The sequence below is a fragment of the Rhizobium sp. X9 genome, from assembly GCF_018873185.1.
Taxonomy (GTDB): domain Bacteria; phylum Pseudomonadota; class Alphaproteobacteria; order Rhizobiales; family Rhizobiaceae; genus Agrobacterium; species Agrobacterium oryzihabitans.
Genome location: NZ_CP071311.1, coordinates 855,271 through 880,245 on the forward strand (window position 1 = coordinate 855,271; position 24,975 = coordinate 880,245).

A 24,975-nucleotide genomic window follows, 5' to 3' on the forward strand; every position below is an offset into this window, starting at 1 on the left:
GTCGCCCGCCGGATTTCCGCTTATCTAATCGCATCGTTTGCAATTGGCTATTCCGGCATGCTCACAAATATGTTTTGCGCGACGATTTTTCCGTCGCCTGTGTCTTTTTGTGGAACAAGCTGTCGGTTTCATGACGTGACCGTGCATTCCACAAAAATACCTTTCCTTTAAAGAATATGGACCTTTAAAGAATGCAGGCCTTTAAAAATGCGGGGTTGCGCCAGGGGCCGAAAAGGCCATGATCAGGCGCACCACGCAAGTCGTCCACGAAGAGCAGGAAACCATGTCCGCCAAATTCGATATTTCTTTCGCCAATTCCGCCTCGCTTGAAAATGCCCTCGCCGTCGTGCTGCAGGCGTCTGGTGAGGCTCACGCCGTTGCCGGTGCTTCCGAGGCCGATCCGGGCGGCGTGATTGCCCGGGCGGCAAAGATTTTGGGTTTTGCCGCAAAGTCGATGACGACGCTCGATGTGATCGCGCCGCAGGGTTCGAGCGCCGACCGGCTTCTCGTCATCGGTCTCGGCAAGCCGGCGAAACTTGTCGCGCATGACTGGCTGCGTGCCGGCGGCACGGCTGCAGCCAATTTCAAAAAGGCGGACAAGGTCGCCATCTACCTCGATGCCCCCGGCGTCGAGATCGGTGCGCAGGCGGCTGCGGATTTTGCGCTTGGCCTTCTTTTGCGCGCCTACAGCTTCGATGCTTACAAGACTAAAAAGAAATCCGACGACGAAAAGACCCCGAAGAAAGTCGAGGTCGTTATTGTCACAGCGGCCCATCAGGAAGCGGAAAAGGCTTTTGCCGTCTCTGAAGCGGTTGCGGGTGGCGTGATTCTCGCGCGCGATCTCGTCAATCTGCCGCCGAATGCTCTCGGCCCCGTCGAATTCGCGGAAAAGGCTGAAGAGCTGCGCAAGCTTGGCGTCGAAGTGGAAATCCTCGGCGAGAAGGAGTTGAAGAAGCTCGGCATGAACGCGCTTCTTGGCGTGGCGCAGGGCTCTGCGCGTCCGCCCCGGCTTGCGGTCATGCAGTGGAACGGCGGCTCCAAGAAAGACGAGCCGATCGCCTTTGTCGGCAAGGGCGTCGTTTTCGATACCGGCGGCATTTCGCTGAAGCCCGGCCTCAACATGGAAGATATGAAGGGCGACATGGGCGGCGCTGCGGCCGTCACCGGCCTCATGCATGCGCTCGCGGCCCGCAAGGCGAAGGCGAATGTCATCGGCGTCATCGGTCTGGTGGAAAACATGCCCGATGGCAACGCCCAGCGCCCCGGTGACATCGTCACCTCCATGTCCGGCCAGACCATCGAGATCATCAATACCGATGCCGAAGGCCGGTTGGTTCTGGCCGATGCGCTCTGGTACACCAAGGAGCGTTTCAGCCCGAAATTCATGATCAACCTTGCCACCTTGACGGGCGCAATCACGGTTGCGCTCGGCAATCTTCAGGCCGGTCTTTTCTGCAATGACGACGAACTTGCCGTGCGTCTTGCACAGGCGGGCGACGTGACGGCGGAAAAGCTGTGGCGCATGCCGCTCGGCAAGGATTACGACAAGATCATCGATTCCAAGTTCGCCGACATGAAGAACAGCTCGGGTCGTCTGGCGGGCTCCGTCACCGCCGCGCAGTTCCTCAAGCGTTTCGTTGGCGAAACACCATGGGCGCATCTCGATATCGCCGGCACCGCAATGGGGTCGCCGATGACCGAGATCAACCAGTCCTGGGGATCGGGCTATGGCGTGCGGTTGCTGAACGAACTCGTTCGCGCCCATTACGAAGATTGACGCGACGGAGCTTAAAAGTCTGCGGATGACTGAAATTCTGTTCTACCATCTGACGGAATCGAAGCTGGAGGATGCGCTGCCGCCTTTGCTCGAGAAATCGCTGGAACGCGGCTGGAAGGTCGCGATCCAGACGGTGGACGAGGAGCGTCGCGATTTCCTCGATGCTCATCTGTGGACCTTTCGTGACGACAGTTTTCTGCCGCACGCGACGGACAGTTCTTCCACGCCGCAGAACCAGCCGATTCTTCTGACGGCATCGGCTGGCAACGGCAACGAAGCCAGCGTCCGCTTTCTGGTCGACGGTGCCGAACCGCCGGCCGTGGAAGCCTATGAGCGTATCGTGTTCATGTTTGACGGATACGATGCCTACCAGCTCGAAATGGCGCGAAATCACTGGAAAAGGCTGAAGACCGAGGGTCATGCCCTGACCTATTGGCAACAGTCGCCGGAAGGGCGCTGGCAGAAGAAGGCCTGATCGCGTGGCATCGGGCTTCCGCGCAATTGGTTCCATATGCAAACAGACCGGCGAAAATTCGCATGTGGCGTCAACTGCCGGTTTTTGCATTATGCGCCAAAAGGGAGCGCACCTTAAACCGGCGCCCGATTTGATCGAGGCGTTCCGGTTGATCCGTCTGCCCTGATCAGGGGCGGCAGCCACGGGCGAAACAGCAGAAGGACATTAGTATGGGACAGGCGATATCGCGACCGGAGAGAGAAACCGAGCGTTTGGTCGCGGTTCGGTCAATCATGTCCTTCAAGAATGCGGAAATGCCGGAACTGGAAGTGCTGTCGCAACTGGGGCAGGGGGTTTTTGACGTCCCGCGTGCGGCCGTCCATATCGTCGATGAGGACTGGCTCCATATTGCCGAACAGGCGGGGATGCAGCTGTCGGAATGCCCGCGCGATCTGTCGATCTGCAACCGCGTCATTGCCAGGCAGGATGTCGTGGTCATTTCCGATCTGACCCAGCACCCGGATTTCCGCTTCATGTCCTATGTAAAAGGCGGTCCGGAATTGCGTTCTTATGCCGGCGCTCCGATCGAGCTGGAACCCGGGCTGGTCGTCGGTGCCTTTTGCCTTGTCGATACGGTACCGAGAAAATTCTCCCACGGTGAAATTGACAATCTGAAGCATTTTGCGCTGCTGGCGGCTGCACTCCTGCGTCTTCAGAAAGCCAATTTCACGATGAGCCTGGCGGAGCGCGAATTGCGGGATGCGGCGATGACCGATCCGCTGACCGGCTTTTACAATCGCAAGGCGCTGGAGGCGATTGTTGACAGCCAACTCGGCGCGGCTCTGCGGGAGAACGAGGCCTTCGGCGTGCTCTATCTCGATCTGGACGGTTTCAAGGCGATCAACGACACGTTCGGCCACCCGGCGGGTGACCGGGTGCTGACCGCCGCTGCCGCACGCATTCGCAATGCGATCCGCGCCGAGGATACGGTGGTGCGCATGGGCGGTGACGAATTCGCCATTTTCATCCCCCGTCCCAGCACATCTGAGGTGATGAACGGGCTGGCCGATCGGCTTCTGGCCGCTTTCCGCGAACCCTTCGATGTCGACGGGCAGGCGGTCGGCGCCCGTCTCAGCATCGGCGGCGCAATCGCTCCGCAGGCGGGTTCGGACCGTGCCACGCTTTTGCGCAGTGTCGACGAGGCGCTGTATCAGGCCAAAAAATCAGGGCGCGACCGCTTCGTCAGCCGCGCCCTTTGATATATCTGGCTTTCGGCAACCCCTTGGCCTTCTCAGTCGTAGAAGGAATCCACGAATTTGTGGCGGCCGAGCAGGAAGGCGTCGGCCACATGGGTCAGCGGCGCAAGATCGACATCCGACCGGCTAGCCTTGATGATCTCCGCGAAGCGCTCGTAAAGCGCCGGATATTCCCGTTCCGGCTGCGACAGTTTCTCTTCGCCATTGATGGAAAGCTTCGCGCCGCCTTCCGACAGAACCATCCGTCCGGCTGCCGTCTCCGCCACGATATCCCAGCTCTGCTTGCCGGTCTGGCGCCAGTCGAATTCGGCGTGCACCGGCATTTTCGTCACATCCGAAAAATGCAGGTCGGCGGCGATCGGAGCGTCGCGGTTTTCCGGGAATTCGAGCGTGGCCTTGGTCAGGAACAGAGCGCGCGGCAGGATATGGGTGATGATCGACAGCGCGTTGATGCCGGGGTCGAACACACCAAGGCCGCCCGCCTGCCAGATCCATGCCTGGTTCGGGTGCCAGTGGCGCACATCCTCTTTCCAAATCACATGCACGCTGTCGATTGTCGTCGAGGCCAGAAACGCCTTTGCGGCCTCAACCGCCGGCGCATAACGCGAGTGCCAGCTTGCAAACAGCGAAAGGCCTTTCGAATCGCCAAGGCGGATAAGGTCCTGAACTTCCGAAAGTGTCGCACCCGGCGGCTTTTCGAGGAAAACGTGCTTGCCGGCATTCAGCGCAGCATAGGCTGCCTCGTAACGATATTGCGGCGGCATGCACAGCGAAACCGCTTCGATCTGCGGTACGGCTTCCAGCATGGCCTCGATGGTGCCGTAGGAGGCAACGCCGTCCACCGTGCCGTGGCGGCTCGCCGTGGCGATCAATTCGAAATCCGGATTACCCGCAATGGCTGGAAGGTGCTGGTCGCGAACGATTTTGCCGACGCCGACGATGGCAAGCTTGGTGGCTGACATGAATGGAACCTGTTTGAGCGCGTCATGGATAAAGTGTGACTTTACAAGTTTTTAGCAGAAACAATCGAAGGAGCAAGGCAATCGTCCTTACGCGATGAGTGTTTTTTCAGTTCGTTATATCGCAACATAAATCGCGAGTTCTGTATTTTTATAGTACATAATATTTGAATTTTACAAATATTTTCTCGATATTTAAAGTGTTGTTTTTCGTTTCGAGGTGGTTTTAATGGTGTAAATTTAAGATATATTCAATCGATATTCGATAATGATTTTATTAATTTTAGGTTTCGCTTGAATAGATTTTGAAGAGCACGTGTATGGTGGTTTTACTTGGGGATGACCGTTCGTCCGGGTTCGTCCAGAAAGTCAACGAGAGCAATCGTCAATTCAATACATATGGATTGGTTTTTGGCGTCGTCCTCTATAATCTGTACATATTCGTCGACATGACGCTGGTGCCGGAGATCATCTGGCTGGATTTCGTCGTCCGGTTGTTCGTTATCACGCCGCTCCTGTTCCTTTATTTTCCCGCGCGATATTATGCGACGAGGGCGCGGCCGGATGCGATCGCACATGAGGTCCTTCACGGGCTGGGCTGCATGCTGGTCGTCGCGTCGCTGATGTTCATCTATGCCAATGCGAGGACTTCGGCGGCGAGCGAATATTATATGGGGATCATCACCGTCGTCCTCTACATGAATACGATACATCGCAAACCATTTCCGCTTGCGGTCATGGGAACGGTCGGCTGCATGGTCGTCTTCATCGTTGGCCTGGAATACGTCACGGTGACGAGTGAAGTTGCCAAGATGCCGGCTATCATGTGTTCGGTCGGTGTTGGCGTGGTCTCGCTCTTTGCAGCCTATCGCATCGAAAATGTCGAACGGCGGGATTATCTGGCGTCGGTGCGCGAAAAAACGCTGCTGCAACGCATTCAAAACGCAAATCGGGAGCTTCAGCAGCTTTCCAACACCGATCAACTGACCGGAATCCGCAATCGTCGCAGTTTTGATGAGGCGGCGGGCGAAGCTTCAGACAATGGCGGCAGGCCAAGGGCGCTCATCCTCCTCGATGTCGACTATTTCAAGAACTACAATGATTCAGAGGGCCACGTGGCGGGTGACGATTGTCTGCGCAGGATTGCCGGCAGATTGCGGGGAGCGTTACGCAAGGACGACGACGACAGAAGTTTCGTCGCGCGCTATGGCGGCGAGGAATTTGTGGTCTTGCTCGACAATTGCGCCGTCTCCGCAGCTCTCGCCGTCGGTGAAAGGCTGCGGCTGGCTGTGTTCGACGAGGCCATACCCCACCCGAGCCGCCCGGACGGGCTGGCAATCGTGACAGTCAGCCTGGGGGTCGCGGTTTCGACCGATGGTAGGGAAATAACATCCGAAATGTTGAACCGGGCAGACGTTGCGCTTTACGAGGCGAAGCGCCAGGGCCGCGACCGGCTGGTACTGGCGAACGAGAATATCGGGACGATTGCGAGGCCGGCTGGGTTCGCCGGTGTTGAGCCCGCAATAGCGATATAGACCGGCCGGTTCGACCGGCAGAGTGCGAATATGGTCCCGCACAAATGTGGGATCGGTGAAGGCCAAACGCCGGAATTCCGGCGCCATAACAATAATGACCGGGGGATTTGCAGATGATGGAATTGATCGCCACCCAGGCGGCGGCGGCCGCCGCCGAGCTTCCATTTCTGCTGCTCCAGGCAGCCGCCGTGATCGGGATGGTATCCGTGCTGATCCTTGTAAGGCGCGACATAGCGCTCGATGACGCGCGTTATAAGATCTACTATGGCCTCATATTCGGGGTGGCCGGCTTTTTGCTGACGCTCCTTGTTTCCGAGTTCATCAAGCTGCCCTCCAAACCCTATATTCGCTCGGACCTGTTGTTTCTGGCAGGTGTGCTGGGTTCCTGGCAGGGGGGATTGATCAGCCTGGCGTTTATCGCCGTCGGGCGTCTCGTATTCGGTGGCACTGCGCTGTTTTTCGCCGCCTTTCAGGATATGGTGGTCATTTCGGCTAGCGGAATCATGCTGTATGGCTGGATGCGCAGGCGCCGTCTCAACGACCTCGGAATTCGGGATATTCTCGGCGTGTTCGCGGTGAGATTCGTTGCCGCGCTGCTTGCAATCTCCCTGTCATTCGGCATTGGTCTGATCGACCAGGCGCTTTTCCTGAGCGCGGTCGGCCGCCGTACCCTGGGTGCGGTGGCCGTTGGTCTGCCGATGATCGCCTTCCTGCTTCTCTTGCTGCGCGGCGAAGCGCGTGCACGGGAAGAAGTGAGGAAACGCGAAGCCGCAGCACGGACGGATTCCCTGACGGGCCTCCCCAACAGGCGTGCCCTCAAGGATCATATCGAAATGACGACGAGGCTTAAACCGGCCGTTCCGCATGCCCTTGTGCTGATTGAAATCGTCAATATTGCCGATGTCGCTGCCTGCGAGGGCGAGGATTGGGGCGATCTTTTCTGGCCGAGGCTGGCGCAGGAGATCTGCGACGAGGACAACGGCCTGCTGTCCAAATCCAACGCACCATGCAGCTTCATGTTCGGCGATACGACACTTGCGGTTGTCATGCAGGGGATTTCGCTGGAGAAGTCGGAAAGCGCGAGGCTGATGATGCGTCTCCATGACGCGTTGAGCGCATTTTCCAAGTCTACGGAGACGGGGCTTGCACCGCACCTGAAAATCGGCGCGGCCAATCTGGATATGCTGTCCCGGCAGAACGTGGCCTCCTTCCTCAGGCATCTTAGCCTGGCGCTGAAGGGAAGCGAAAACCCGGTGCAGATTTTCCCGTTTTCCTTTGCTGAGAAAGCGACACGGGACGAGGGCGTGCGGCAGATGCTGGTCAGCTGGATCAAATCCGGCCGGCCGCCAATTTATTATCAGCCGAAATTTGAAATGCACAATCGCCGCATGATCGGCGCCGAAGCCCTTTTGCGGGCGGTCGATGCACGGGGGCAGCCGCTTTCGCCCTATTACGTGCTGGAGATTGCCGAGCGCCATCGGATGCTGGTGGAGTTCGAATGGTCCACGATCGAAGGCGTTGTCCGCGACCTCGCCGACCTGCGGGGCCTCGATGCGGATTTTCACCTGGCCGTGAATATTTCCGCCTCGTCTTTTGCAACAGCGCGTTTTGGAGATCGTGTCGTTGCGCTTTTGAACGAGATGGGGGTGCCGGTGCAGCGCCTCTCGATCGAGGTGACGGAGATGAGCAGAATACCGAATATCGATATCGTGCAGCAGAATTTCGACAGGTTGAGTGCCGCCGGCGTGCGGCTCTCACTGGATGACTTCGGTACCGGTTATGCCGCACTCACCCTTCTTGCGCGGTTCCCGTTCGAGGAGGTTAAAATCGATCACTGGATGACGTCACGGCTCGATCAATCGAGGTTCAGGGAGGCGATCGCGCTCGCCTTCGAAAGCGCCGAGCGTTATGGCGCCAAGCTGGTGACGGAAGGCATAGAAACGGAGGAGCAGAGCAGGCTGCTCATGCAGATGGGCATCCGTTTCGGCCAGGGCTATCTCTATTCGCCCGCCGTGCCGCTTGAGCGGTTAAAGCCCATGAAGGAATGCGCCTAGCATCTTTCGGTCAAATGCGTCGCCCTTATTCCCGTGCCTGTCGCAGGAATCGGGCCGACACGTGTCTGCGCTATAGGCTCTTTTCTGCCCAAATATCTGGGCTGCTGGATGTCTATGACAAGCAAAGGGATGAAGATAAGCTGGAGTGCGGCGAACAATGGTAAGCTCCAGCCTGATATCTGAATTCAGCCCTGACTGGATTGAATGTTCCCCCGGTCTGTGCTGAGGAAGTCCTTTGACGAACCCATGTTCCGACCGTGTTTTGCGGTCACGCGAGCGAACGGATGCTTGAAAACGACGACATATGGCACGACGGGGCCGGCAAGCCTTCGCCGGAGAGACAGGCGACACGGGCGGGAAGCGTCAGCCAGTCGCTACGGACGGTCGCCGATGCCGTGTCCGGTCGTCGGGGCCCTGCGGGCCATCCGCGCGCGACCTCTGGCTGGCCGTGGCTGAGGATGCTGCTGGTCTGGCTGTTGCTCATGGCGGCGGTCACTGCCGCTTTGGCGGCTTATCAATATGTGAGCCTGCTCGGCGAACTGGAACGGCAAAGCAACGCCCTGCAGGCGGAGGCTTCGCGCCGGGCAGATCAACACGACGCCCATGTGACCGCGCTTTCGGCCGTGGCGCAGGCGGAGCAGGGGCCGGACTACGGCCTGCTGCTCGATGTGGCGGCTCCCATCCTGCAATTTTACCCGCGCATTGATGAAGTCCAGCTGGTGTCCCTCAACGATGAGGGCCCTGCCATAGGCACCCGGCCGCTGGAAGGTGAACTGGCCGCGGCGATTCGCAGGGCGGGGTCGGTATTTACCGGCCGGCCGGCATTGCTGGCGAGCGGGCTGAGGCCCGGGCATTACATGATCGTCAAGCGCAGCCCCAACAGCGAGACGGCGTCGAAACTCCTGGTGCTCGCTGTCGACAGCGCGGGACTGCTCGCATCAGACGCGCCCTTCTGGTCGGCGAAACAGGCCGTGATCCGGCTGAAGATGCCGGACGGTACATTGCTGTTCGGTCCGCCGGAACTGCCGGAAAAACCGCAATATATCCGGCAACTGAGCAGCGCCAGCCAGCCGCTGATTCTGGAAGTTGCCCTGTCCATTACCTGGCAGGATCTTTTGCCCGGCCGCGCTCTGCTTGCCCTGCTGGGCAGCGCCAGCGTCGTTTTCCTGCTCGGTATCGTGATGGTGAGACAGAGGATGCGTATGCGGGCTGCCGAAAGGCGGGCGGAACTGAGCGGTATGGAAGCAAGGCTTACCCATGCCTCGCGGGTCAATGCGCTGGGCGAGATGGCCAGTGGCCTGGCGCATGAGCTGACGCAGCCCCTGACGGCAATATTGGCGCAGGCGCAGGCGGGGCGGCGGCTTCTCGCCCGCCAGGATCTAGGAACGCTTTCCGGTGCCCTGGATGATATGGTCGGACAGGCCCGATGCGCTTCCAACATGCTCGACCGGTTCCGAAACTGGTCGCTGCCGCATCGACGCCCGGCGGCGGCGCATGACCTGCGGGCAGCACTTCGCAATGTCGATGCGCTTCTTGCCGGTGAAGCGGCACGTCAGGATGTGATCATCGATATCATCGTGCCGGACACGCCGCTCCCGGTGCGGGTCGATCCGGTGGAAATCGAGCAGGTGATGTTCAACCTGCTGCGCAATGCGCTCGATTCGCTCGGCAGTTCGGAGGTCAGGGGCGCAATTACTGCCACTCTGAGCCAGCAGGGCGACTTCGCCGTGCTTGAAGTCACTGACAATGGCCCCGGCGTTGCGCCGGAATTGCGCGACCGGCTGTTTACGCCTTTCGCAACCACGAAAAAGAACGGCATGGGACTGGGACTTGCGCTGAGCCAGAGGCTGGTGGAGCGCGCCGACGGCGAAATCCTTTATGTCGATGGTGAGAACGGCGCTCTTTTCCGGGTCGTCCTGCCAGTCGCGGCGGAGGCATAAAGGCCATGACCCTGCCCGTCTATCTCGTTGACGACGACGCCGCGGTGCGCAAGGCGCTGATCTTGCTGTTGTCCACCGTCGGTATCAAGGCAAGGGGTTTTGCCGATCCAGTGGTTTTCCTCGGTCAGTTGCAAAGCCTCGAGCCCGGCTGCCTTATCCTCGACATCCGCATGCCGGCGATTACCGGATTGAAGCTGCAGGAAAAGCTGCTGGAAGAAGGTGTTGACTGGCCGGTCATCATCATTTCCGGCCATGGGAATATCGATGCCTGCCGCCGAGCTTTCCGCAACGGCGCGGTGGATTTCCTCTCCAAACCCGTAGACGAACAGGATCTCATCGACGCGATCCAGAAGGCGCACCAGACCCTGGCACGCACGCTCGACGCGAAGGCGCAGCACGCCGAGACGCTGGCGCTGCTGTCGCTCCTGACCGCGCGGGAGCGTGAGATACTTGAACGCATCGCGCTCGGTTTCACCACCCGCCAGATCGCCGATGGACTTGGCCTTTCACCGCGCACGGTCGATAGCCACCGTGCGGCCATCGGTCTCAAACTCGGCACCACGTCGCAGGCGGAAATGACAAGGCTCTGGCTGGAGGCCGGAGAGGATCGTTAGGCGCGGATCGGTAGAACTACCGAGAGGGCGGCCAATCTTACGGATTCGCGGCCTTGCTCCTTGCGCCTAAAGTGCAGTCCTCACCACGCAAGAGGACTTTCTTATGCTCCGTAACCTTTTTATCGTTTCGCTTCTGATCGCCCCTTCGGCAGCTTTCGCACAGGCTTTGCCGACTGCGCCTTACCTGCCGCTCGAAATGGCGGAGAAGGCGGCCAGGGCAGCGCTTCAGGCCTGCTCGGCAAAGGGTAATGCCGTCACCGTCACCATCGTTGCCCGTGACGGCGCCACCAAGGTGATGCTGAAGGCCGACGGCTCCGGCCCCCATACGGTCTCCAGCGCAACCGGCAAGGCCTTTGCGGCCGCATCGCTCGGCCGTGACATTGGCGAGATTGCAGACTTCATCGCTTCCAAGCCCGCCAATGAAGGTCTGCGGACCATGGACGAGCGTCTGGTCATTCAGGCCGGCGGCCTGCCGATCAAGATCGGTGAAGCCCTGGTCGGCGGCATCGGCGTCGGCGGCGCACCTTCGGGCGCCATCGATAGCGAATGCGCCCGTGAAGGTCTCAACGCCATCGGCGCGAAGTAAGCACCACCAAAAAATGGATGCGGCGGCTTCGCTGGAAGCCGCCGCATTGTCGCGCATCACTGCGCCATCGCATCCTCATATTCGCTTGAAAGCATGAGCCACTGCTCCTCGGCGTCCGAAAGCTTGGCAGCGGCCTCGCCACGCTCTTTCACCTTCTGCGCGGCCTTGGCGGGCGCTTTTTCATACAGGGCAGGGTCCGCCAGTTCCGTGTCGAGCGCCTGAATCATTTTCTCAAGCTTCGCCGTCAGGGATTCGATTTCATTGATCTTTTTCTTGAGCGGGGCGAGCTGGGCGCGCTTTTCCGCATTGGCCTTACGCTGGTCGGCTTTCGATGCCTGATCGGCGGCGGCCTCGACCTTGTCTTCCTTCTTCTTGCCGGAGGAAACGACGAGATCGCGATATTCCTCCATATCGCCTTCGAAGGTTTTGACCGTGCCGTCGGCCACAAGCCACAGGCGATCCACCGTCGCCTCGATAAGATGCCGGTCGTGCGAGATCAGGATGACGGCGCCGTCATAGTCGTTCAGCGCCTCGATAAGCGCCCGGCGACTGTCGATATCGAGATAGTTTGTCGGTTCGTCGAGGATGAGCAGGTTGGGCGCGTGAAAGGCCGCAAGCCCCATCAGCAGCCGGGCCTTTTCACCGCCCGACAGGTCTTTCGCCGCCGTCGCCATCTTCTCCGTTGCCAGACCCATCTGCGCCACCCGCGACCGCACCTGCGCCTCCGGCGCCAGCGGCATCAGCTTGCGCACATGTTCGACCGGCGTTTCATCCGGCACGAGGTCATCCAGCTGGTGCTGCGCGAAAAAGCCGATCTTCAGGCCGGGCGCAACACGGAGATCGCCCGCCTGCGGGGCAAGCCGGCCGGAGATGAATTTCGCAAAGGTCGATTTGCCGTTGCCGTTGGAACCGAGCAGCGCGATGCGGTCGTCATTGTCGATCCGCAGATTGAGCTGTTTCAGGATTGATCTGCCCGGCTCATAACCCACGGCACCGCCATTGATGGCGACGATGGGCGATGCCGGTTGCTTTTCCGGCTCCGGGAATGTGATCGGCTGGACGTGATCCTCGATCACGGCAGCAACGGTGCCCATGCGCTCCAGCGCCTTGATGCGGCTCTGCGCCTGGCGCGCCTTGGTGGCCTTGGCGCGAAAACGGTCGATGAAGCTTTGCAGATGTTTGCGCGCGGCGTCGTTCTTGACCTTGGCCTTCATCTGCAATTCGTCGGCCTCGGCCTTCTGCCGCTCGAACTGGTCGTAACCGCCGCGATAGAAGGTCAGCTTCTTCTGGTCCAGATGCACGATGGAGTTGACGGCGTTGTTCAGAAGATCGCGGTCGTGGCTGATGATGATGACGGTATGCGGATAACGGCGGATATAGTCTTCCAGCCAGAGCGTGCCTTCGAGGTCGAGATAGTTGGTCGGCTCGTCGAGCAGCAAAAGGTCCGGTTCGGCAAACAGCACGGAGGCAAGCGCCACGCGCATGCGCCAGCCGCCGGAGAAGGAGGAGGCGGGGCGAAGCTGCGCTTCGTGATCGAAGCCGAGGCCGGCAAGAATGCTCGACGCGCGGGCCTCCGCCGAATGGGCGTTGATATCGACGAGCCGCATCTGGATTTCGGCGATACGGTGCGGATCGGTTGCGGTTTCCGCTTCGGCCAGCAGTGCGCTGCGTTCCTTGTCGGCGGAAAGCACGATGGAAATCAGCGACTCTTCCGTTCCCGGCGCTTCCTGCGCCACCTGGCCGATGCGCGCCTGTTTCGGGATCTTTACCGAACCGCTTTCCGCAGAAAAATCGCCGGTGATGACCCGGAACAGGGTGGATTTGCCAGCGCCGTTGCGGCCGACAAGGCCTGCCTTCACACCCGCCGGAAGCGTTACGCTGGCATGGTCAAGAAGCAGGCGCCCGGCGATGCGGGCGGAAAGATCGGTAATCGTAATCATGGCGCCGTTTTGGCCGAACTGCGTGGCCAAGGCAAGAGCGCCCGCGCCACACAGCAACAGAATGCAGCGTCAACAGCCGAGCTGCGCCAGATAGCTGCCGCGGCTATGTTGCGCCACGTCCCGGGAGTAGCCGATGACGCAATTGCGCGTGCCGCAGCGGGCGGAGAGCAGGGCGAGTTCGGCATGGCCGAAAAATTCGGCGGGCGTGGCAGTGCCGTCCACTGCCGCGACCCCGATCGAAACCGTCAGATGTTCGCCTTCGCCCTCGCTGGTCACGAAGCGCAGCGCCGCCACATTTTGCCGCAACCGCTCGGCAATTGCTTCAGCGGTATTTTGCGAGACGCCGGCGAACAGAAAGGCGAACTCATTGCCGCCGATACGGGCGACGAAGTCATCCTTCTTGATTGTCTTGCGAAAGAGCGTGGCAAACCGCCGAAGCGCCTTGTTGCCGGCGGTTGGGCCGTATTTTCCGTTGATTTCGCGGAAATGGTCGATGTTGAGCAGCACCAGCGACGTGGCGGATGGCGCTTGATCGCCTGAGAAGAGGTCTTCGAGTTTTTCAAGGAATGCCGGCCGATTGGGAAGCGCCGTCAAGGCGTCACGCAGGGAGTTCGCCTGAAGCTCGGCCCGTCGTTTCTCAACCTCGCGGATTTTCATCAGTCCCATCGAGATGAAATGCTTGAGACTGGTCTGTTCTTCGCGAATGTCGCCCATCAGTTGCGCAAGCCGTTCCAGTGACGGCGGCTCATCGTGATCTTCCTCGGCAAGGCTGGTGACGAATGTTTCGCTGCGCTGCAGGCCGGCTTCCAGCCGCGCGGAAATTTGATTGAGCGTTTCGAAAGCCGTGGCCGCCATCTGTTCCGCTTCGATGCGGGAGAAACCGGGCAGATTGTGCCTCTGGCCGATAATATCGATTTCATGCTGTTGCGGCGCGTTGCCGAGCGCGAGAATATCGCGCCCCATGGCCGGGTTATGCCCCGACAATATCTCATAGATCAGTTCATAATTACGCGGCAATGGTGCAATGTTCATCTTGCCGATGAATTGCGTGATCCGGGTAACGACAAGACCGTTTCTGGACTGTTCGCGTTTTATATCGCCAGCAGATGTTGTCACGGTCAGCCCCAAGAGATCATGTTTATGAATGCGTCCAAATATTCGACTTCCGAATTGGGGTTACTCATACACGCGACGGTTTAAAATAGGCTAAACTCGCGGGAGGTTTTTGCCACATTCAACCATAAATTCCGGCGTGGTGAAGGCTGTAAGTCGCAAACGGCTTTTGATCGGTGCTATGACAAATCCTGATTTGATTTCAGGTGATGGCCGTTCTTATATCGTTTCTCCAACAGGACATAAGAGGGTGCAGCCTATGACGACCTCCAGAACCTTATATTCTCTCTGCGGAAGCGATAGCTCCCGGCCGTTTTCTCCCCATTGCTGGAAAACGGTGCTTTCGCTGGCGCATAAGGGGCTGGATTTCGAGGAACGGCCCTTGCCCTTCACGGTCATTCCGACGGTGGAGGACGGTTTTTCGAGGACCGTGCCGATCCTGCGCGATGGCGACCAGCTGGTGAGCGACAGTTTCGAAATCGCCCTTTATCTCGATGAGGCTTACCCGGAGCGCCCGTCGCTGTTTAACGGCGAGGGCGGCAAGGCAATGGCGCGCTTTGTCGAAAGCTGGTCGCAGACCCAGCTTCACCCGGCCATCACCCGCATTGCCGTGCTCGATATCCACAATATGCTTGATGAGCCGGACCGCCTTTATTTCCGCGACAGCAGGACGAAGGCGCTCGGCCGGCCGCTGGAGGATGTGGTGGCCAATCGTCAGGCGGAAATCGCGGCCTTCCCGGCGCTCCTGGCGCCAATCCGCCGCATGCTGAGCTTCCAGCCCTTCATCGGCGGCACTTCGCCGTTATTTGCGGACTATATCGTTTTCGGCGCGTTGCAATGGGCGAGGATCACCACCGGGGCTGATCTGTTTTCTGAAAACGATCCTGTCCGGGACTGGTTCGAGGGCTGCCTCGATCTCCACGACGCGAGAGGCCGCAGTGTGACAGCGGCGTGAAATGTCTGCCGCCATCGTCGCAATGTGGTTGATCCCCCTTGTTTTCGGGCCTTTGGGCGGGTAAAGACCGCCCACTTTCTATAGGAAAAGGAAACGGACACATGGCGATTGAACGCACATTTTCGATGATCAAGCCGGACGCAACCAAGCGTAACCTGACGGGCGCGATCACCAAGGTATTTGAAGACAACGGCCTGCGCGTCGTCGCCTCCAAGCGCGTCTGGATGAGCAAGCGCGAAGCCGAAGGCTTCTACGCCGTTCACAAAGAGCGTCCCTTCTTCGGCGAACTCGTTGAAGGCATGACCTCCGGCCCGACCATCGTTCAGGTTCTGGAAGGCGAAAACGCCATCCTCAAGAACCGTGAAATCATGGGCGCCACCAACCCGGCCCAGGCTGCGGAAGGCACCATCCGCAAGACCTTTGCGCTCTCCATCGGCGAAAACTCCGTTCACGGTTCCGATGCTCCGGAAACCGCCGCACAGGAAATCGCCTACTGGTTCGCCGAAACCGAAATCGTCGGCTGATTCAAAATATCAACGGCTTGAATCGCCTTCTCAGGTGATGGTGTGAAGCCGCTGAAAAGACTCGATGAAACGGAGCCGAAAGGCTCCGTTTTTTTTGTTTTATTTGCAGGAAGATGGGTTCCTGTGCCGAGCATCCGCCCCCCTCATTCCTGTGCTTGTCACAGGAATCCAGCCGACGCGCGTCCGCGCGGCGAAAGAGTCCCTCCAGCCCAAGGACTTGGGCTGGCTGGATTCCTGTGACAAGCACAGGAATGAGGGGGAGGTGTTCACGACGCCGGACACCCCTCCACCGGTCGCATATCCGTCGTGCCATCCGGTTTGAACACCTCCGGATTGGGCGTATAGAGCGGCCCGACTGTGAGCGGCTTGGCCGGAAGAAGCGACTGGTCCGTGTCGGAGCGGATCGTGGTCTCTATCGTTTGCAGGATATCACCCTCCGGCCCCTTTATGCGGATGGTGACTTTATAGGGGCGGTCCTGCTTGACGCATTCGACCGGCGGGCTTTGGACGGCGATCTTTTCGTCTTTCGGGAAAATCTTGTCCTTGGTCGTCAGGTCAGGGCCGCCGCGAGGATTTTCGAACGTCGCCTCCAGCGTGCTGCCGTCGCGGATGGGCGCGATGCGTTGCAGGGTCACGAGATAGGTGGCAATCGCCACCCGGTAGTTGAAGACGAACATGCGGCCCGAAACCTTTGCGACATCGCGCGGCTCGTCCCGCTGGCATCCGGAAAGAGAGAGCAGCGCCGCAATCGCCAGCAATGGAATGGCAGTTCTTTTCATGTCTGCGCCTCCTTCTTCCGCTGATAATGCCGGCTGGCTTTCTGTCGGTTGCCGCACACCGCCATGTCGCACCAGATGCGGCTTCTGTTCTTGCTGCGGTCGATGAACAGCCAGCCGCAATTGCCGCAAATCTTCAGCCGTTCCCGCGTCTCTGCCGAAAGCAGCGAAAGGGCGGAATGGGCGGTCGCATTGCCGAGGCTTGTCGCGAGAGGAAACGACCGCAATGCCGCGCCGCAGGCGAAAAGAAGCTCAGCCAAGCTGCCGTCATCATTGCCGCCACTGGCGAGTGAGGAGCGGAAATAGTCGTCGATAGCCTCACGCAGACCAAGAAAAACCGGCCGCTTTTCCGCCTCAGGCGCGATGAGCGTCGGAAACCTGCCGCGCTCTGCACCGAGACGGGTCGCAGCTTCCGCAAAGGCAATGATCTGCTCGGGTGCGGCAAAACGGTCGATCGATTTTGCCGCGTCGGAACGCAAGATGATACTGTTGGCAACATCGAGTGCCAATGCGCCGCCTGCGAAACGATGTTCTGTCCAGCGAAATGTCATGTCAGACATTATAACTGTCAAAATCCATTTTAACAGTTATAATAGCGGCGGGAGGACGCGTTTGGCCTATTTCCTGCAACAATTGCTGAATGCCGTGCCGGTCGCCTCGCTTTATGCGGTTCTGGCCTTCGGCTACGCGATCGCCTTTTCGATCACCAGACGGGCAGATGTCACCTACGGCGCGATTTTCGCCTTCGCTGGCCAGACCTGCCTGCTGTTTGCCGATTTCGGCTGGAACCGGCTGTGGCTGGTCCTGCCCGCAACGCTTGCCCTTGGGGCGGGGATGGGGCTGTTCGGCGGGCTGTGGGCGGCGGCGTTCATCGGCAGGGCAGTGATGCGGCCGCTGGCGAAAGCCTCCCCCAATGCGGTAACGGTCGCCTCCATCGGCGTGCTGATCGCGCTCACCGAAAGCGCCAGACTTGCCGCCGGCACCCGTCAATTATGGCTGCCGCCGCTTTTATCCGAACCGGTGCGTTTCTGGGCCGATGGCAGCTTTGCCGTTACCCTGACGCCAATGCAGATGCTGAACACGGCCGTTTTCTGCCTGCTCGTTCTCGCAGGCTATTTCTATCTGCGGCGTTCCGGCTTTGGCAGACGCTGGAAGGCGGTGTCGGACGATGCTTTCGCCGCCTCGCTCTGCGGGGTGAATGCGGGCAGAATATTCCTGCTGTCCTATTGCGCGGCGGGCCTTATCGCCGCAATCGCCGGTGTATTGGCGACCTTTTATTACGGCACAATGGATTTCGGCGCCGGGCTGGTATTCGGCCTGAAGGTCGTACTCATTTCGGCGGCGGGCGGTTATGCCAGCCCGCTCGTCTGCGCGCTCGGGGCCGCTGCCGTCGGTTTTGCCGAAACCCTGTGGGTTGGTTACGGGCCTGTCATCTGGCGGGATGCGGCCGTTCTGACGCTTCTGGTCGGTTGGCTGATCGTCATGCGCAGCAGGGTGGAAGCGCCCTAGAGCATTCCGAGGAGAAGTGGACGCCAGTTTTCCGTCCGGAAATGCGAAAACGACGAAGCGTTACCGCCACTTGTCCTTGGCCGCGTCATCCGTTGCCTTGGCCGCGATCCACTCGCCCGCCGTGCCATCCTTGCCATGTTCCTTTTTCCAGAACGGGGCGGAGGTCTTGAGGTAGTCCATCACGAAATTTGCGCCGTCGAAGGCGGCCTGCCGGTGCCGGGCTGCGGCGACGACGAGGACGATATTTTCGCCGGCAGCGATCTTGCCGTGGCGATGGATGGCAGTGAGACCGAGAAGGGCGAAACGCTCGATGGCGAGATCGGCGATGCGGGTCATTTCCGCTTCTGCCATGCCGGGATAATGTTCAAGTTCCAGCGCCGCCAGCGTGCCGCCATCGTCGCGGCAAAGCCCGGTGAAGGCCACCACCGCGCCGATGCTTCCGTCGCCTTCCGTCAGCCTGCGGGTTTCTTCCCCAGCGTCGAAATCTTCGCGCTGCACGCGGATCGTCGGCTTGACGGCTGGCTGCATCCACTCATCCCCCGGTCATGGGCGGGAAAATGCCGATCTCGCGCGCGCCGGCAATGCTCTCGTCATGTTCGACATGTTCCTGATTGACTGCAACGCGGATCACATCCGGAAATTCGAAGGCGGCTTCGTAATTTTCGCCACGGCTTGTGAGCCAGGTGATCAGTTCACCGGCCGTGGTGACGGAGGAGGGGATGTCCAGCTCCTCCTCGGCCGTGCCGATCTTTTCGCGCACCCAGGCGAAATAAACGATCCGTGCCATCATTCTTCGTCCACGATGTGCTTGAGGCCCGCCTTGAAGTAGTCGTAGCCGGTATACATGGTCAGCGCCGCCGCGAGCCAGAGAAGCGTAATTCCCATTTCTGTCGTGTAGGGCAGAACCTTGTCGCCAGCAGGGCCCGCGAGAAGAAAGGCGATGGCCACCATCTGGATGGTGGTCTTCCATTTGGCGATGCGGGTGACGGGAACGCTGACCTTCAACGCCGCCAGATATTCGCGCAGGCCAGAGACCAGAATTTCGCGGCAGAGAATGGTAATGGCGGCCCAGAGCGACCAGCCGGCAATGGTGCCATCCGCAGCCATCAGGAGCAGCACCGAGGCCACCAGCAGCTTGTCGGCGATCGGGTCCAGCATGCGGCCGATATTGGAGGTCTGGTTCCAGATACGCGCCAGATAACCATCGAGAAAATCGGTCAGCGAGGCGATGATGAACAGCCAGAGAGCCGTCCAGCGCGCGAAATCCGAGCTTTCCAGCTTTCCTTCGACGTAAAAACACAAAACGATGACAGGAACCGCCAGAATGCGGGCATAGGTGAGAAGGTTGGGAATGTTATATGCGCGCGAAGCCATGGGAAACCTGTCAGTCTGGATAAGCTGCCTTGATGCCGCCCCTGACGCATAGGGTCAACACGTTATTATGTTTTTTTAGCAGTTCATTGCGATACCGCGCCTTCAATCGCCACTGCTCTCATGGAAGTGATTGTAGATTTGCCGCGCCACCGCTTCTGAAATGCCGGTGACGTTCATCAGATCGTTGAGGCCTGCGCGGGAAACCGCCTTCGCCGTGCCGAAATGCTGCAGCAGCGAGCGCTTGCGTCCGGGGCCGATCCCCGAAATTTCATCCAGCGGATTGCGCACCATTTCCTTCTTGCGCCGCGCCCGGTGTGAGCCGATGGCGAAACGGTGCGCCTCATCACGCATGCGTTGAATGAAATAGAGAACGGGATCCCGTGGCGGCAGGGAAAAATCGCTGCGCCCATCCACAAAGAAACGCTCGCGGCCCGCATCGCGGTCCACGCCCTTGGCGACGCCGATGGCGATCACACTGTCGCGTATGTCGAGTTCATCGAGGATGGCGCGCACCGCCGTCATCTGGCCCTGACCGCCGTCGATCAGGATTACATCCGGCCAGGTGGGGAAGGGCATGTCGGCGGCTTCCTCCGGTGTCGGCGTCTGCGTCTGCCCGCGGTCGGGCTTGCCCTCTTCCTTCAACAGGCGCGAGAAGCGGCGGGTCATCACCTCGCGCATCATGCCGAAGTCGTCGCCCGGGGTGATGTCGGTCGATTTGATGTTGAACTTGCGATATTGGTTCTTCACGAAACCTTCCGGCCCCGCCACCACCATGCCGCCCACGGCATTGGTGCCCATGATGTGCGAGTTGTCGTAAATCTCGATCCGGCGCGGCACATAGGGAAGGTTGAAGGTTTCCGCAAAACCCTTCAGCAGCCGCGCCTGGGACGAGGTTTCCGCCAGCTTGCGGCCATGCGCCTCGCGCGCATTGGCAAGAACATGGTCGGTAATGTCCTTCTTCTCGCCGCGCTGCGGCACGCTGATCGTCACCTTGTGTCCCGCTTTTTCACCAAGGGCAGCCGCCAGAAGTTCCTGTTCCTCCACGGTTTCGGAAAGCAGGATCTGTTTCGGTACCGGTTTGTCGTCGTAGAACTGCGCAAGGAACGCATTGAGGATTTCCGAGCCGGGCAGCGACGGGTCCGCCTTCGGGAAATAGGCGCGGTTGCCCCAGTTCTGGCCGGTGCGGAAAAAGAACACCTGAATACAGGATATGCCGCCTTCATGATGGATGGCGAAGACATCCGCCTCCTCGATACCGGCGGGATTGATACCCTGATGGCTCTGGACATGGGAAAGTGCGGCCAGCCGGTCGCGATAGACGGCGGCGCGCTCGAAATCGAGATCCTCGGCCGCCTCGTTCATCTGCCGTGCAATCGCGGTCTTGACGCTCTGGCTCTTGCCGGACAGGAAATCCTTGGCTTCCTTGACGAGTTCCGCATACCCCTGATCGCTGATCTCATGCGTACAGGGGCCGGAACAGCGCTTGATCTGGTAGAGAAGACAGGGACGCGTGCGGGTTTCGAAAACACTGTCGGTACAGGTGCGGATCAGGAAGGCGCGCTGCAGCGAATTGATCGTTCGGCCGACCGCGCCGGCCGACGCGAAGGGGCCGAAATAATCGCCCTTGCGCGCCCGCGCACCGCGATGCTTGAAGATCGCCGGGGCGCGATTGTCGGCGGTGATGAGAATATAGGGAAACGATTTGTCGTCACGCAGAAGCACGTTAAAGCGCGGCCGCAAGCGCTTGATGAGGTTGGCTTCAAGCAGAAGCGCCTCGGTCTCCGTGCGGGTGGTGACGAATTCCATATGGGTGGTGAAACGCACCATCTGGGCGATGCGGTTGGAATGGACACGGCCCTGCGCATAGTTGCCGACGCGCTTCTTCAGCGAGCGCGCCTTGCCGACATAAAGCACATCGCCCGCCTCGTTAAACATGCGGTAGACACCCGGCGAATTCGGCAGGTGTTTGACGAATTCGCCGATGAGGTCCATGCCCTTCAGGCCGGATTCATTCTTCCAGCCCGCATTCCAGTCCATGCCGGCAACGTCGCGCGGAGCCTCGGCCGCTTCTGTTACGGCAAGGCTTGCATCGTCGTCTTCGTCGTCGGTTTCATCGAAGAGAATACCGCCATCAGGCAGCTTCTTTCCGTTCATTCATTAATCTCCGCCACATCAGGGGTTTCCCAGCCAAGGTGCTGGCCGCCGTCGAGCGCGATCATTTGTCCGGTGACCGACGGCGTGTCGAAAAGAAAGCGAATCGTCCGCCCGAACTCATCTGCGGCAGGACCACGCTTTAATATAAGGCCGTCGATCTGCGCCTGAAAGTCCTCCGGCGCCTGTCTTTCGCTTTTGAAGGTGGGACCCGGTCCGATGGCATTGACCCGGACGCGTGGTGCAAAGCTCTGCGCCATCGTCCGCGTCGCGGTCCAAAGGGCGGATTTCGAAAGCGTGTAGGAATAAAAACGCGGCGTGAGCGCAAGCACGCGCTGGTCGATGATATTGACGATCAGCCCGGATTTATCCTGTGGCAATTGTTCGATGAAGGCGGCCGCGATGAGGGAAGGGGCCCTGACATGCACGGCAAAATGCGCATCGAAGACCGCCGGATCGGGGGCCTCAGCCGAATCGTTGAGGAAAACGGACGCATTGTTGACGACGACGCCGATGGGGCCGAGCGCGGAAGATGCCTGTTCGACAAGCGCCATTGTCGGCGCAGATTGTGTCAGATCCGCCTGGACGGCGACGGCTTTGCCACCGTTTTGCCTTATTTCGTTAGCGAATTCCTCGGCTTCAGCCATAGAGGCATTGGCATGGACGGCGATTGCAAAGCCGTGGGCGGCCAAATCCGTGGCGATCGCCCGCCCAAGCCTTCGGGCGGCTCCGGTTATCAAGACTGTCTTCGGTATATTTTCTTTCACGGCGGACCTGCATTTGCTCATACCCGCCCTATTTGCTGGATATAAATGCAAATCGCAAGCTGTCCGTCGGCCCCAAAAGAATTGGGCGATTTTTTATTCACAATGCAATTTCGGTTTAATTTGAATATAACTAAGTTTAAAGCCGATATATTGCTGATTAGGCTTCTGTTAGGGTTAATAAAACCCTTGTGGCAATTAGGCAACGTCTAATTCTAGTCACGTCTCTGCCCCAAACAATTCACATTTTGGCTCTTTGATCTCCGCATTCTCCCATCAAGTTCAGTTTCCAGAGGGGCGATTAACCCGACGATTTTTACACCGCGTCTGAAAACAATGTTTTGAGTGCAGAGCGGTCCTGAAAGGAGAATAGCATGCGTATTTTCGTAGCAACCCTTATGGCTTCGACCATGGCAGCTGCCGGCTTCTCGGCCGCTCACGCCGCTGACGCCGTAAACGAAGTGCCCCAGGCACCGGTGTCCTACGACCAGCCCGCACCGGTCAAGGATTGGTCCGGCGCTTACCTCGGTGGTACGGTCAACTATGACTGGGGCCGTTTCAGCTCCAGCAATGATGGCCGTGACGCCAAGGGCTTCGGTGGCGGTCTCTACGGTGGTTACAACATGCAGAGCGGCCAGATCGTTTACGGTGCTGAAGCAGACGTGAACCTGGGCGACGAGAAGGGCTCCGCCGGTACGGTTGCCGGTAACGCCGTCGAAGGCAAGCAGGGCGTCAACGGCTCGCTGCGTGGCCGCGTTGGTTACGACATGAACCCGTTCCTGCTCTATGGTACGGCCGGTCTTGCTGTCTCCGACAACAAGGTTCGTGACGCGACCTCCAAGGACAGCGCCACCGCCCTCGGTTACACCGTTGGTGCCGGTGTTGAAGCCATGGTAACGGACAACATCACCGCCCGTCTGGAATATCGCTACAGCGACTACCAGAAGAAGGACTACGGTCTCGACTCCGGCGCGTTCTCGCGTGGTTTCGACGATCACTCCGTCAAGGCCGGTATCGGCGTCAAGTTCTGATCCTTCTCGGATCGGTAAAAGAAAAGCCGGGGTTTACGCCCCGGCTTTTTGTTTCTGCGGCATGTGCCCAGAATGAATGCCCGGCTATCAGGCCAGGCATCGTCTTGCTTTGACGTCAGGCGGCGGCCTTCATTTCCGTGTAGGCTTCGAAACGCTTGCCGAATGTCTCAGGCCACTGCGCCAGCGCATCGCGACCCTCTGCCCATTCACCCGCGAAACGCAGATCGAGATAACCGATCATCGCCGCAAGCGCGAAATGGCCGCCATGCAGTTTCTTGCCGGTTTTCGGCAGGTTCGCGTTGAGATGGTCGAGGCCCTTCACAACCTTTTTCCACTGCTTGTCGATCCATGGCTGATGAATCTTGTCTTCGGGGCGAAAACGGCGCTCGTAAACAATGGCGAGCAGGCAATCCATGATGCCGTCGCAGAGCGCTTCCAGAATTTCCACTTCCGTGCGTTTGCCATTCTTCTTCGGGTAGAGCTTTCCGCCCGAAAGGCGGTCGAGATAGTGCATGATCGCCACGCTGTCATAGACCGAACCGCCATCATCCAGCAGCAGGACCGGGATCTTGCCGAGCGGATTATTGTCCATCAGCGTTGCCGGCTCGGCATTGGTGTCGACGCGCACGGACGTGATGTCGATACCGAGATGGCGGGCGGCCATGCGCACCTTGGCGGAATAGGGGGAGGCGGGCGAATAGAGCAGTTCCATGGTCGGGTCCTATGGGTTGGCGTCTCGTGACTGGAGTATTTCCAATAAAATGCGTAGCGGTTTTATGTCTGGAAAATATGTAAAATAAAGAAATAGAGATCATCCGATCCGCTTTAGCGAATGGGAATAATTTCGGTGGCACCGGCGCGGCAGCCTTTGCGGTCAAGCTCGGGGCAGTCGCGGAATGTCATGTCCGTATTGAGGCAGATGCGGACTTCCTCGAGGCGCTTTCCATCGCAGCTGATCGAGACGCCGCGTTTCGACATGCCGGGATTGGCATCGGTGAAGGCGGTTTCTATCGCGTCCGCAGAGAGGCTGGCCGCTCCGGCACCCGAGGCAATCCTCTCCGGCAGCCTGACCGTCTCGAAGGCGGCCCGGATTGCCGAGAAATAATCCTTCTGCGAAAGGCCGGAGCACGAGCCGTGTTTGCGCCATTGGTGGCCGATCAGCCCCATGGAAGGCATGATGTCGAACATGGTACGGCCGATGGCGTCAGGCACGCGGTCCGGCTCGCCGCTTTTGCAGAATTCGGGATAGCCAGTCTCGTTTTGCGGCCAAAGCCCATGCACGACAAAACCGTAACGCCTGTCGCTGCCGCATTGCTGGCGATTACCGGAGCCTTCGGAACTGGCGCAGAATGCCGGCGACCAAGACAGTGAAAGTACATAAAAATCAAAGCCCGTTCCGCGTGATACGGGATTTCTGCCCGTATCCTGCCGGGATGCAGCGCGCCGGGAAGCGTCTGCCCCGGAATTCCCGACTGGCTGCGATTGTGATTGCGTCTGCCGGTTGCTGTCGGAGCCGGTGGGCGTGGATTTTTCCTGCGCGAACCAAAGCGCTGCAAGCGACAGAAGACCCAAGGCGATGAAACCCGCATAACGCTTCATTCTGCGCACGTTCCCCGGAAAATGGACGACCTCATATCACCGTCGGCGACAAATCGGTCTTACA

24 protein-coding genes are annotated in these 24,975 nt (G+C 59.3%); 12 read left to right on the plus strand and 12 right to left on the minus strand.

Annotation, left to right across the window (positions count from 1 at the left end):
- Positions 1-283 precede the first annotated feature (283 nt).
- The 3 genes from JZY08_RS04170 (at position 284) to JZY08_RS04180 (ending at position 3,490) form a co-directional block, all read left to right on the plus strand.
- Positions 284-1,777 carry a leucyl aminopeptidase gene (locus tag JZY08_RS04170; RefSeq protein WP_216331503.1) on the plus strand — a complete coding sequence of 498 codons (1,494 nt, stop codon included), beginning with the start codon at positions 284-286 and terminating at the stop codon, positions 1,775-1,777.
- 25 nt (positions 1,778-1,802) lie between these two features.
- Positions 1,803-2,252 (plus strand): DNA polymerase III subunit chi, encoded by a 450-nt coding sequence (locus tag JZY08_RS04175; RefSeq protein WP_216331088.1) that lies wholly within the window; start codon positions 1,803-1,805, stop codon positions 2,250-2,252.
- A 209-nt stretch (positions 2,253-2,461) separates the two neighbouring features.
- The gene (locus tag JZY08_RS04180; protein ID WP_216331089.1) at positions 2,462-3,490 is read left to right on the plus strand and encodes a sensor domain-containing diguanylate cyclase; all 1,029 of its coding nucleotides are present in this window, start codon (positions 2,462-2,464) and stop codon (positions 3,488-3,490) included.
- 32 nt (positions 3,491-3,522) lie between these two features.
- Here JZY08_RS04180 and JZY08_RS04185 read toward each other — a convergent pair whose 3' ends face one another.
- A complete protein-coding gene (locus tag JZY08_RS04185) occupies positions 3,523-4,449 on the minus strand; it encodes a Gfo/Idh/MocA family protein (protein WP_082184067.1) in 927 nt (308 codons plus the stop codon).
- A 317-nt stretch (positions 4,450-4,766) separates the two neighbouring features.
- On the opposite strand from JZY08_RS04185, the gene JZY08_RS04190 reads away from it, so the two are divergent.
- The 5 genes from JZY08_RS04190 (at position 4,767) to JZY08_RS04210 (ending at position 11,175) form a co-directional block, all read left to right on the plus strand.
- Complete coding sequence (locus JZY08_RS04190) at positions 4,767-5,981, plus strand: GGDEF domain-containing protein (protein ID WP_216331090.1); 1,215 nt, start codon at positions 4,767-4,769, stop codon at positions 5,979-5,981.
- A gap of 113 nt (positions 5,982-6,094) precedes the next feature.
- Positions 6,095-8,035: a GGDEF domain-containing phosphodiesterase gene (locus JZY08_RS04195; protein ID WP_216331091.1), complete on the plus strand. Its 1,941-nt coding sequence runs from the start codon at positions 6,095-6,097 to the stop codon at positions 8,033-8,035.
- Between the two features lie 284 nt (positions 8,036-8,319).
- The gene (locus JZY08_RS04200) at positions 8,320-9,975 is read left to right on the plus strand and encodes an ATP-binding protein (protein WP_216331092.1); all 1,656 of its coding nucleotides are present in this window, start codon (positions 8,320-8,322) and stop codon (positions 9,973-9,975) included.
- Positions 9,976-9,980: 5 nt separating this feature from the next.
- Positions 9,981-10,589: a response regulator transcription factor gene (locus JZY08_RS04205; RefSeq protein WP_003496778.1), complete on the plus strand. Its 609-nt coding sequence runs from the start codon at positions 9,981-9,983 to the stop codon at positions 10,587-10,589.
- Between the two features lie 103 nt (positions 10,590-10,692).
- Positions 10,693-11,175 carry a heme-binding protein gene (locus JZY08_RS04210; protein ID WP_082184072.1) on the plus strand — a complete coding sequence of 161 codons (483 nt, stop codon included), beginning with the start codon at positions 10,693-10,695 and terminating at the stop codon, positions 11,173-11,175.
- 56 nt (positions 11,176-11,231) lie between these two features.
- Here the strand turns inward: JZY08_RS04210 and JZY08_RS04215 are convergent, their stop codons facing one another.
- Together JZY08_RS04215 and JZY08_RS04220 are read right to left on the minus strand one after the other, a co-directional pair.
- On the minus strand, positions 11,232-13,115 hold the full coding sequence (locus tag JZY08_RS04215; protein WP_216331093.1) for an ABC-F family ATP-binding cassette domain-containing protein: 1,884 nt from the start codon (positions 13,113-13,115) through the stop codon (positions 11,232-11,234).
- A gap of 69 nt (positions 13,116-13,184) precedes the next feature.
- A complete protein-coding gene (locus JZY08_RS04220) occupies positions 13,185-14,231 on the minus strand; it encodes a GGDEF domain-containing protein (protein WP_164056196.1) in 1,047 nt (348 codons plus the stop codon).
- Between the two features lie 256 nt (positions 14,232-14,487).
- Between JZY08_RS04220 and JZY08_RS04225 the strand changes: the two genes are divergently transcribed.
- Both JZY08_RS04225 and ndk read left to right on the plus strand, forming a co-directional pair.
- On the plus strand, positions 14,488-15,183 hold the full coding sequence (locus JZY08_RS04225; protein ID WP_080600306.1) for a glutathione S-transferase family protein: 696 nt from the start codon (positions 14,488-14,490) through the stop codon (positions 15,181-15,183).
- 101 nt (positions 15,184-15,284) lie between these two features.
- Positions 15,285-15,707 carry a nucleoside-diphosphate kinase gene (gene ndk / locus JZY08_RS04230; RefSeq protein WP_003496769.1) on the plus strand — a complete coding sequence of 141 codons (423 nt, stop codon included), beginning with the start codon at positions 15,285-15,287 and terminating at the stop codon, positions 15,705-15,707.
- A gap of 266 nt (positions 15,708-15,973) precedes the next feature.
- Here the strand turns inward: ndk and JZY08_RS04235 are convergent, their stop codons facing one another.
- Both JZY08_RS04235 and JZY08_RS04240 read right to left on the minus strand, forming a co-directional pair.
- A complete protein-coding gene (locus tag JZY08_RS04235; protein ID WP_216331094.1) occupies positions 15,974-16,486 on the minus strand; it encodes a hypothetical protein in 513 nt (170 codons plus the stop codon).
- The gene (locus tag JZY08_RS04240) at positions 16,483-17,034 is read right to left on the minus strand and encodes a CGNR zinc finger domain-containing protein (RefSeq protein ID WP_216331504.1); all 552 of its coding nucleotides are present in this window, start codon (positions 17,032-17,034) and stop codon (positions 16,483-16,485) included. The genes JZY08_RS04235 and JZY08_RS04240 overlap by 4 nt, the downstream gene beginning before the upstream one ends.
- Before the next feature lie 61 nt (positions 17,035-17,095).
- Between JZY08_RS04240 and JZY08_RS04245 the strand changes: the two genes are divergently transcribed.
- Complete coding sequence (locus JZY08_RS04245; RefSeq protein WP_082184075.1) at positions 17,096-17,992, plus strand: branched-chain amino acid ABC transporter permease; 897 nt, start codon at positions 17,096-17,098, stop codon at positions 17,990-17,992.
- A gap of 60 nt (positions 17,993-18,052) precedes the next feature.
- On the opposite strand, the gene JZY08_RS04250 is transcribed toward JZY08_RS04245, so the two are convergent.
- The 5 genes from JZY08_RS04250 to JZY08_RS04270 form a co-directional block, all read right to left on the minus strand.
- Positions 18,053-18,520: a molybdenum cofactor biosynthesis protein MoaE gene (locus JZY08_RS04250; protein WP_137037408.1), complete on the minus strand. Its 468-nt coding sequence runs from the start codon at positions 18,518-18,520 to the stop codon at positions 18,053-18,055.
- Positions 18,521-18,524: 4 nt separating this feature from the next.
- Positions 18,525-18,779, minus strand: coding sequence for a molybdopterin converting factor subunit 1 (moaD, locus tag JZY08_RS04255; protein ID WP_080600305.1), 255 nt, complete (start codon positions 18,777-18,779; stop codon positions 18,525-18,527).
- Positions 18,779-19,366, minus strand: coding sequence for a CDP-diacylglycerol--glycerol-3-phosphate 3-phosphatidyltransferase (pgsA, locus tag JZY08_RS04260; protein WP_045015850.1), 588 nt, complete (start codon positions 19,364-19,366; stop codon positions 18,779-18,781). Before pgsA ends, moaD begins: the two co-directional genes overlap by 1 nt.
- Before the next feature lie 102 nt (positions 19,367-19,468).
- On the minus strand, positions 19,469-21,520 hold the full coding sequence (gene uvrC, locus JZY08_RS04265; protein ID WP_216331095.1) for an excinuclease ABC subunit UvrC: 2,052 nt from the start codon (positions 21,518-21,520) through the stop codon (positions 19,469-19,471).
- The gene (locus JZY08_RS04270) at positions 21,517-22,305 is read right to left on the minus strand and encodes an SDR family oxidoreductase (RefSeq protein ID WP_035217889.1); all 789 of its coding nucleotides are present in this window, start codon (positions 22,303-22,305) and stop codon (positions 21,517-21,519) included. The genes uvrC and JZY08_RS04270 overlap by 4 nt, the downstream gene beginning before the upstream one ends.
- 350 nt (positions 22,306-22,655) lie before the next feature.
- Between JZY08_RS04270 and JZY08_RS04275 the strand changes: the two genes are divergently transcribed.
- The gene (locus tag JZY08_RS04275; RefSeq protein ID WP_035217887.1) at positions 22,656-23,312 is read left to right on the plus strand and encodes an outer membrane protein; all 657 of its coding nucleotides are present in this window, start codon (positions 22,656-22,658) and stop codon (positions 23,310-23,312) included.
- A gap of 115 nt (positions 23,313-23,427) precedes the next feature.
- Here JZY08_RS04275 and JZY08_RS04280 read toward each other — a convergent pair whose 3' ends face one another.
- Both JZY08_RS04280 and JZY08_RS04285 read right to left on the minus strand, forming a co-directional pair.
- A complete protein-coding gene (locus tag JZY08_RS04280; RefSeq protein ID WP_082184079.1) occupies positions 23,428-24,024 on the minus strand; it encodes a glutathione S-transferase in 597 nt (198 codons plus the stop codon).
- Positions 24,025-24,137: 113 nt separating this feature from the next.
- Positions 24,138-24,911, minus strand: a complete 774-nt coding sequence (locus JZY08_RS04285; protein ID WP_216331097.1) for a ribonuclease — start codon at positions 24,909-24,911, stop codon at positions 24,138-24,140.
- Positions 24,912-24,975: the final 64 nt, after the last annotated feature.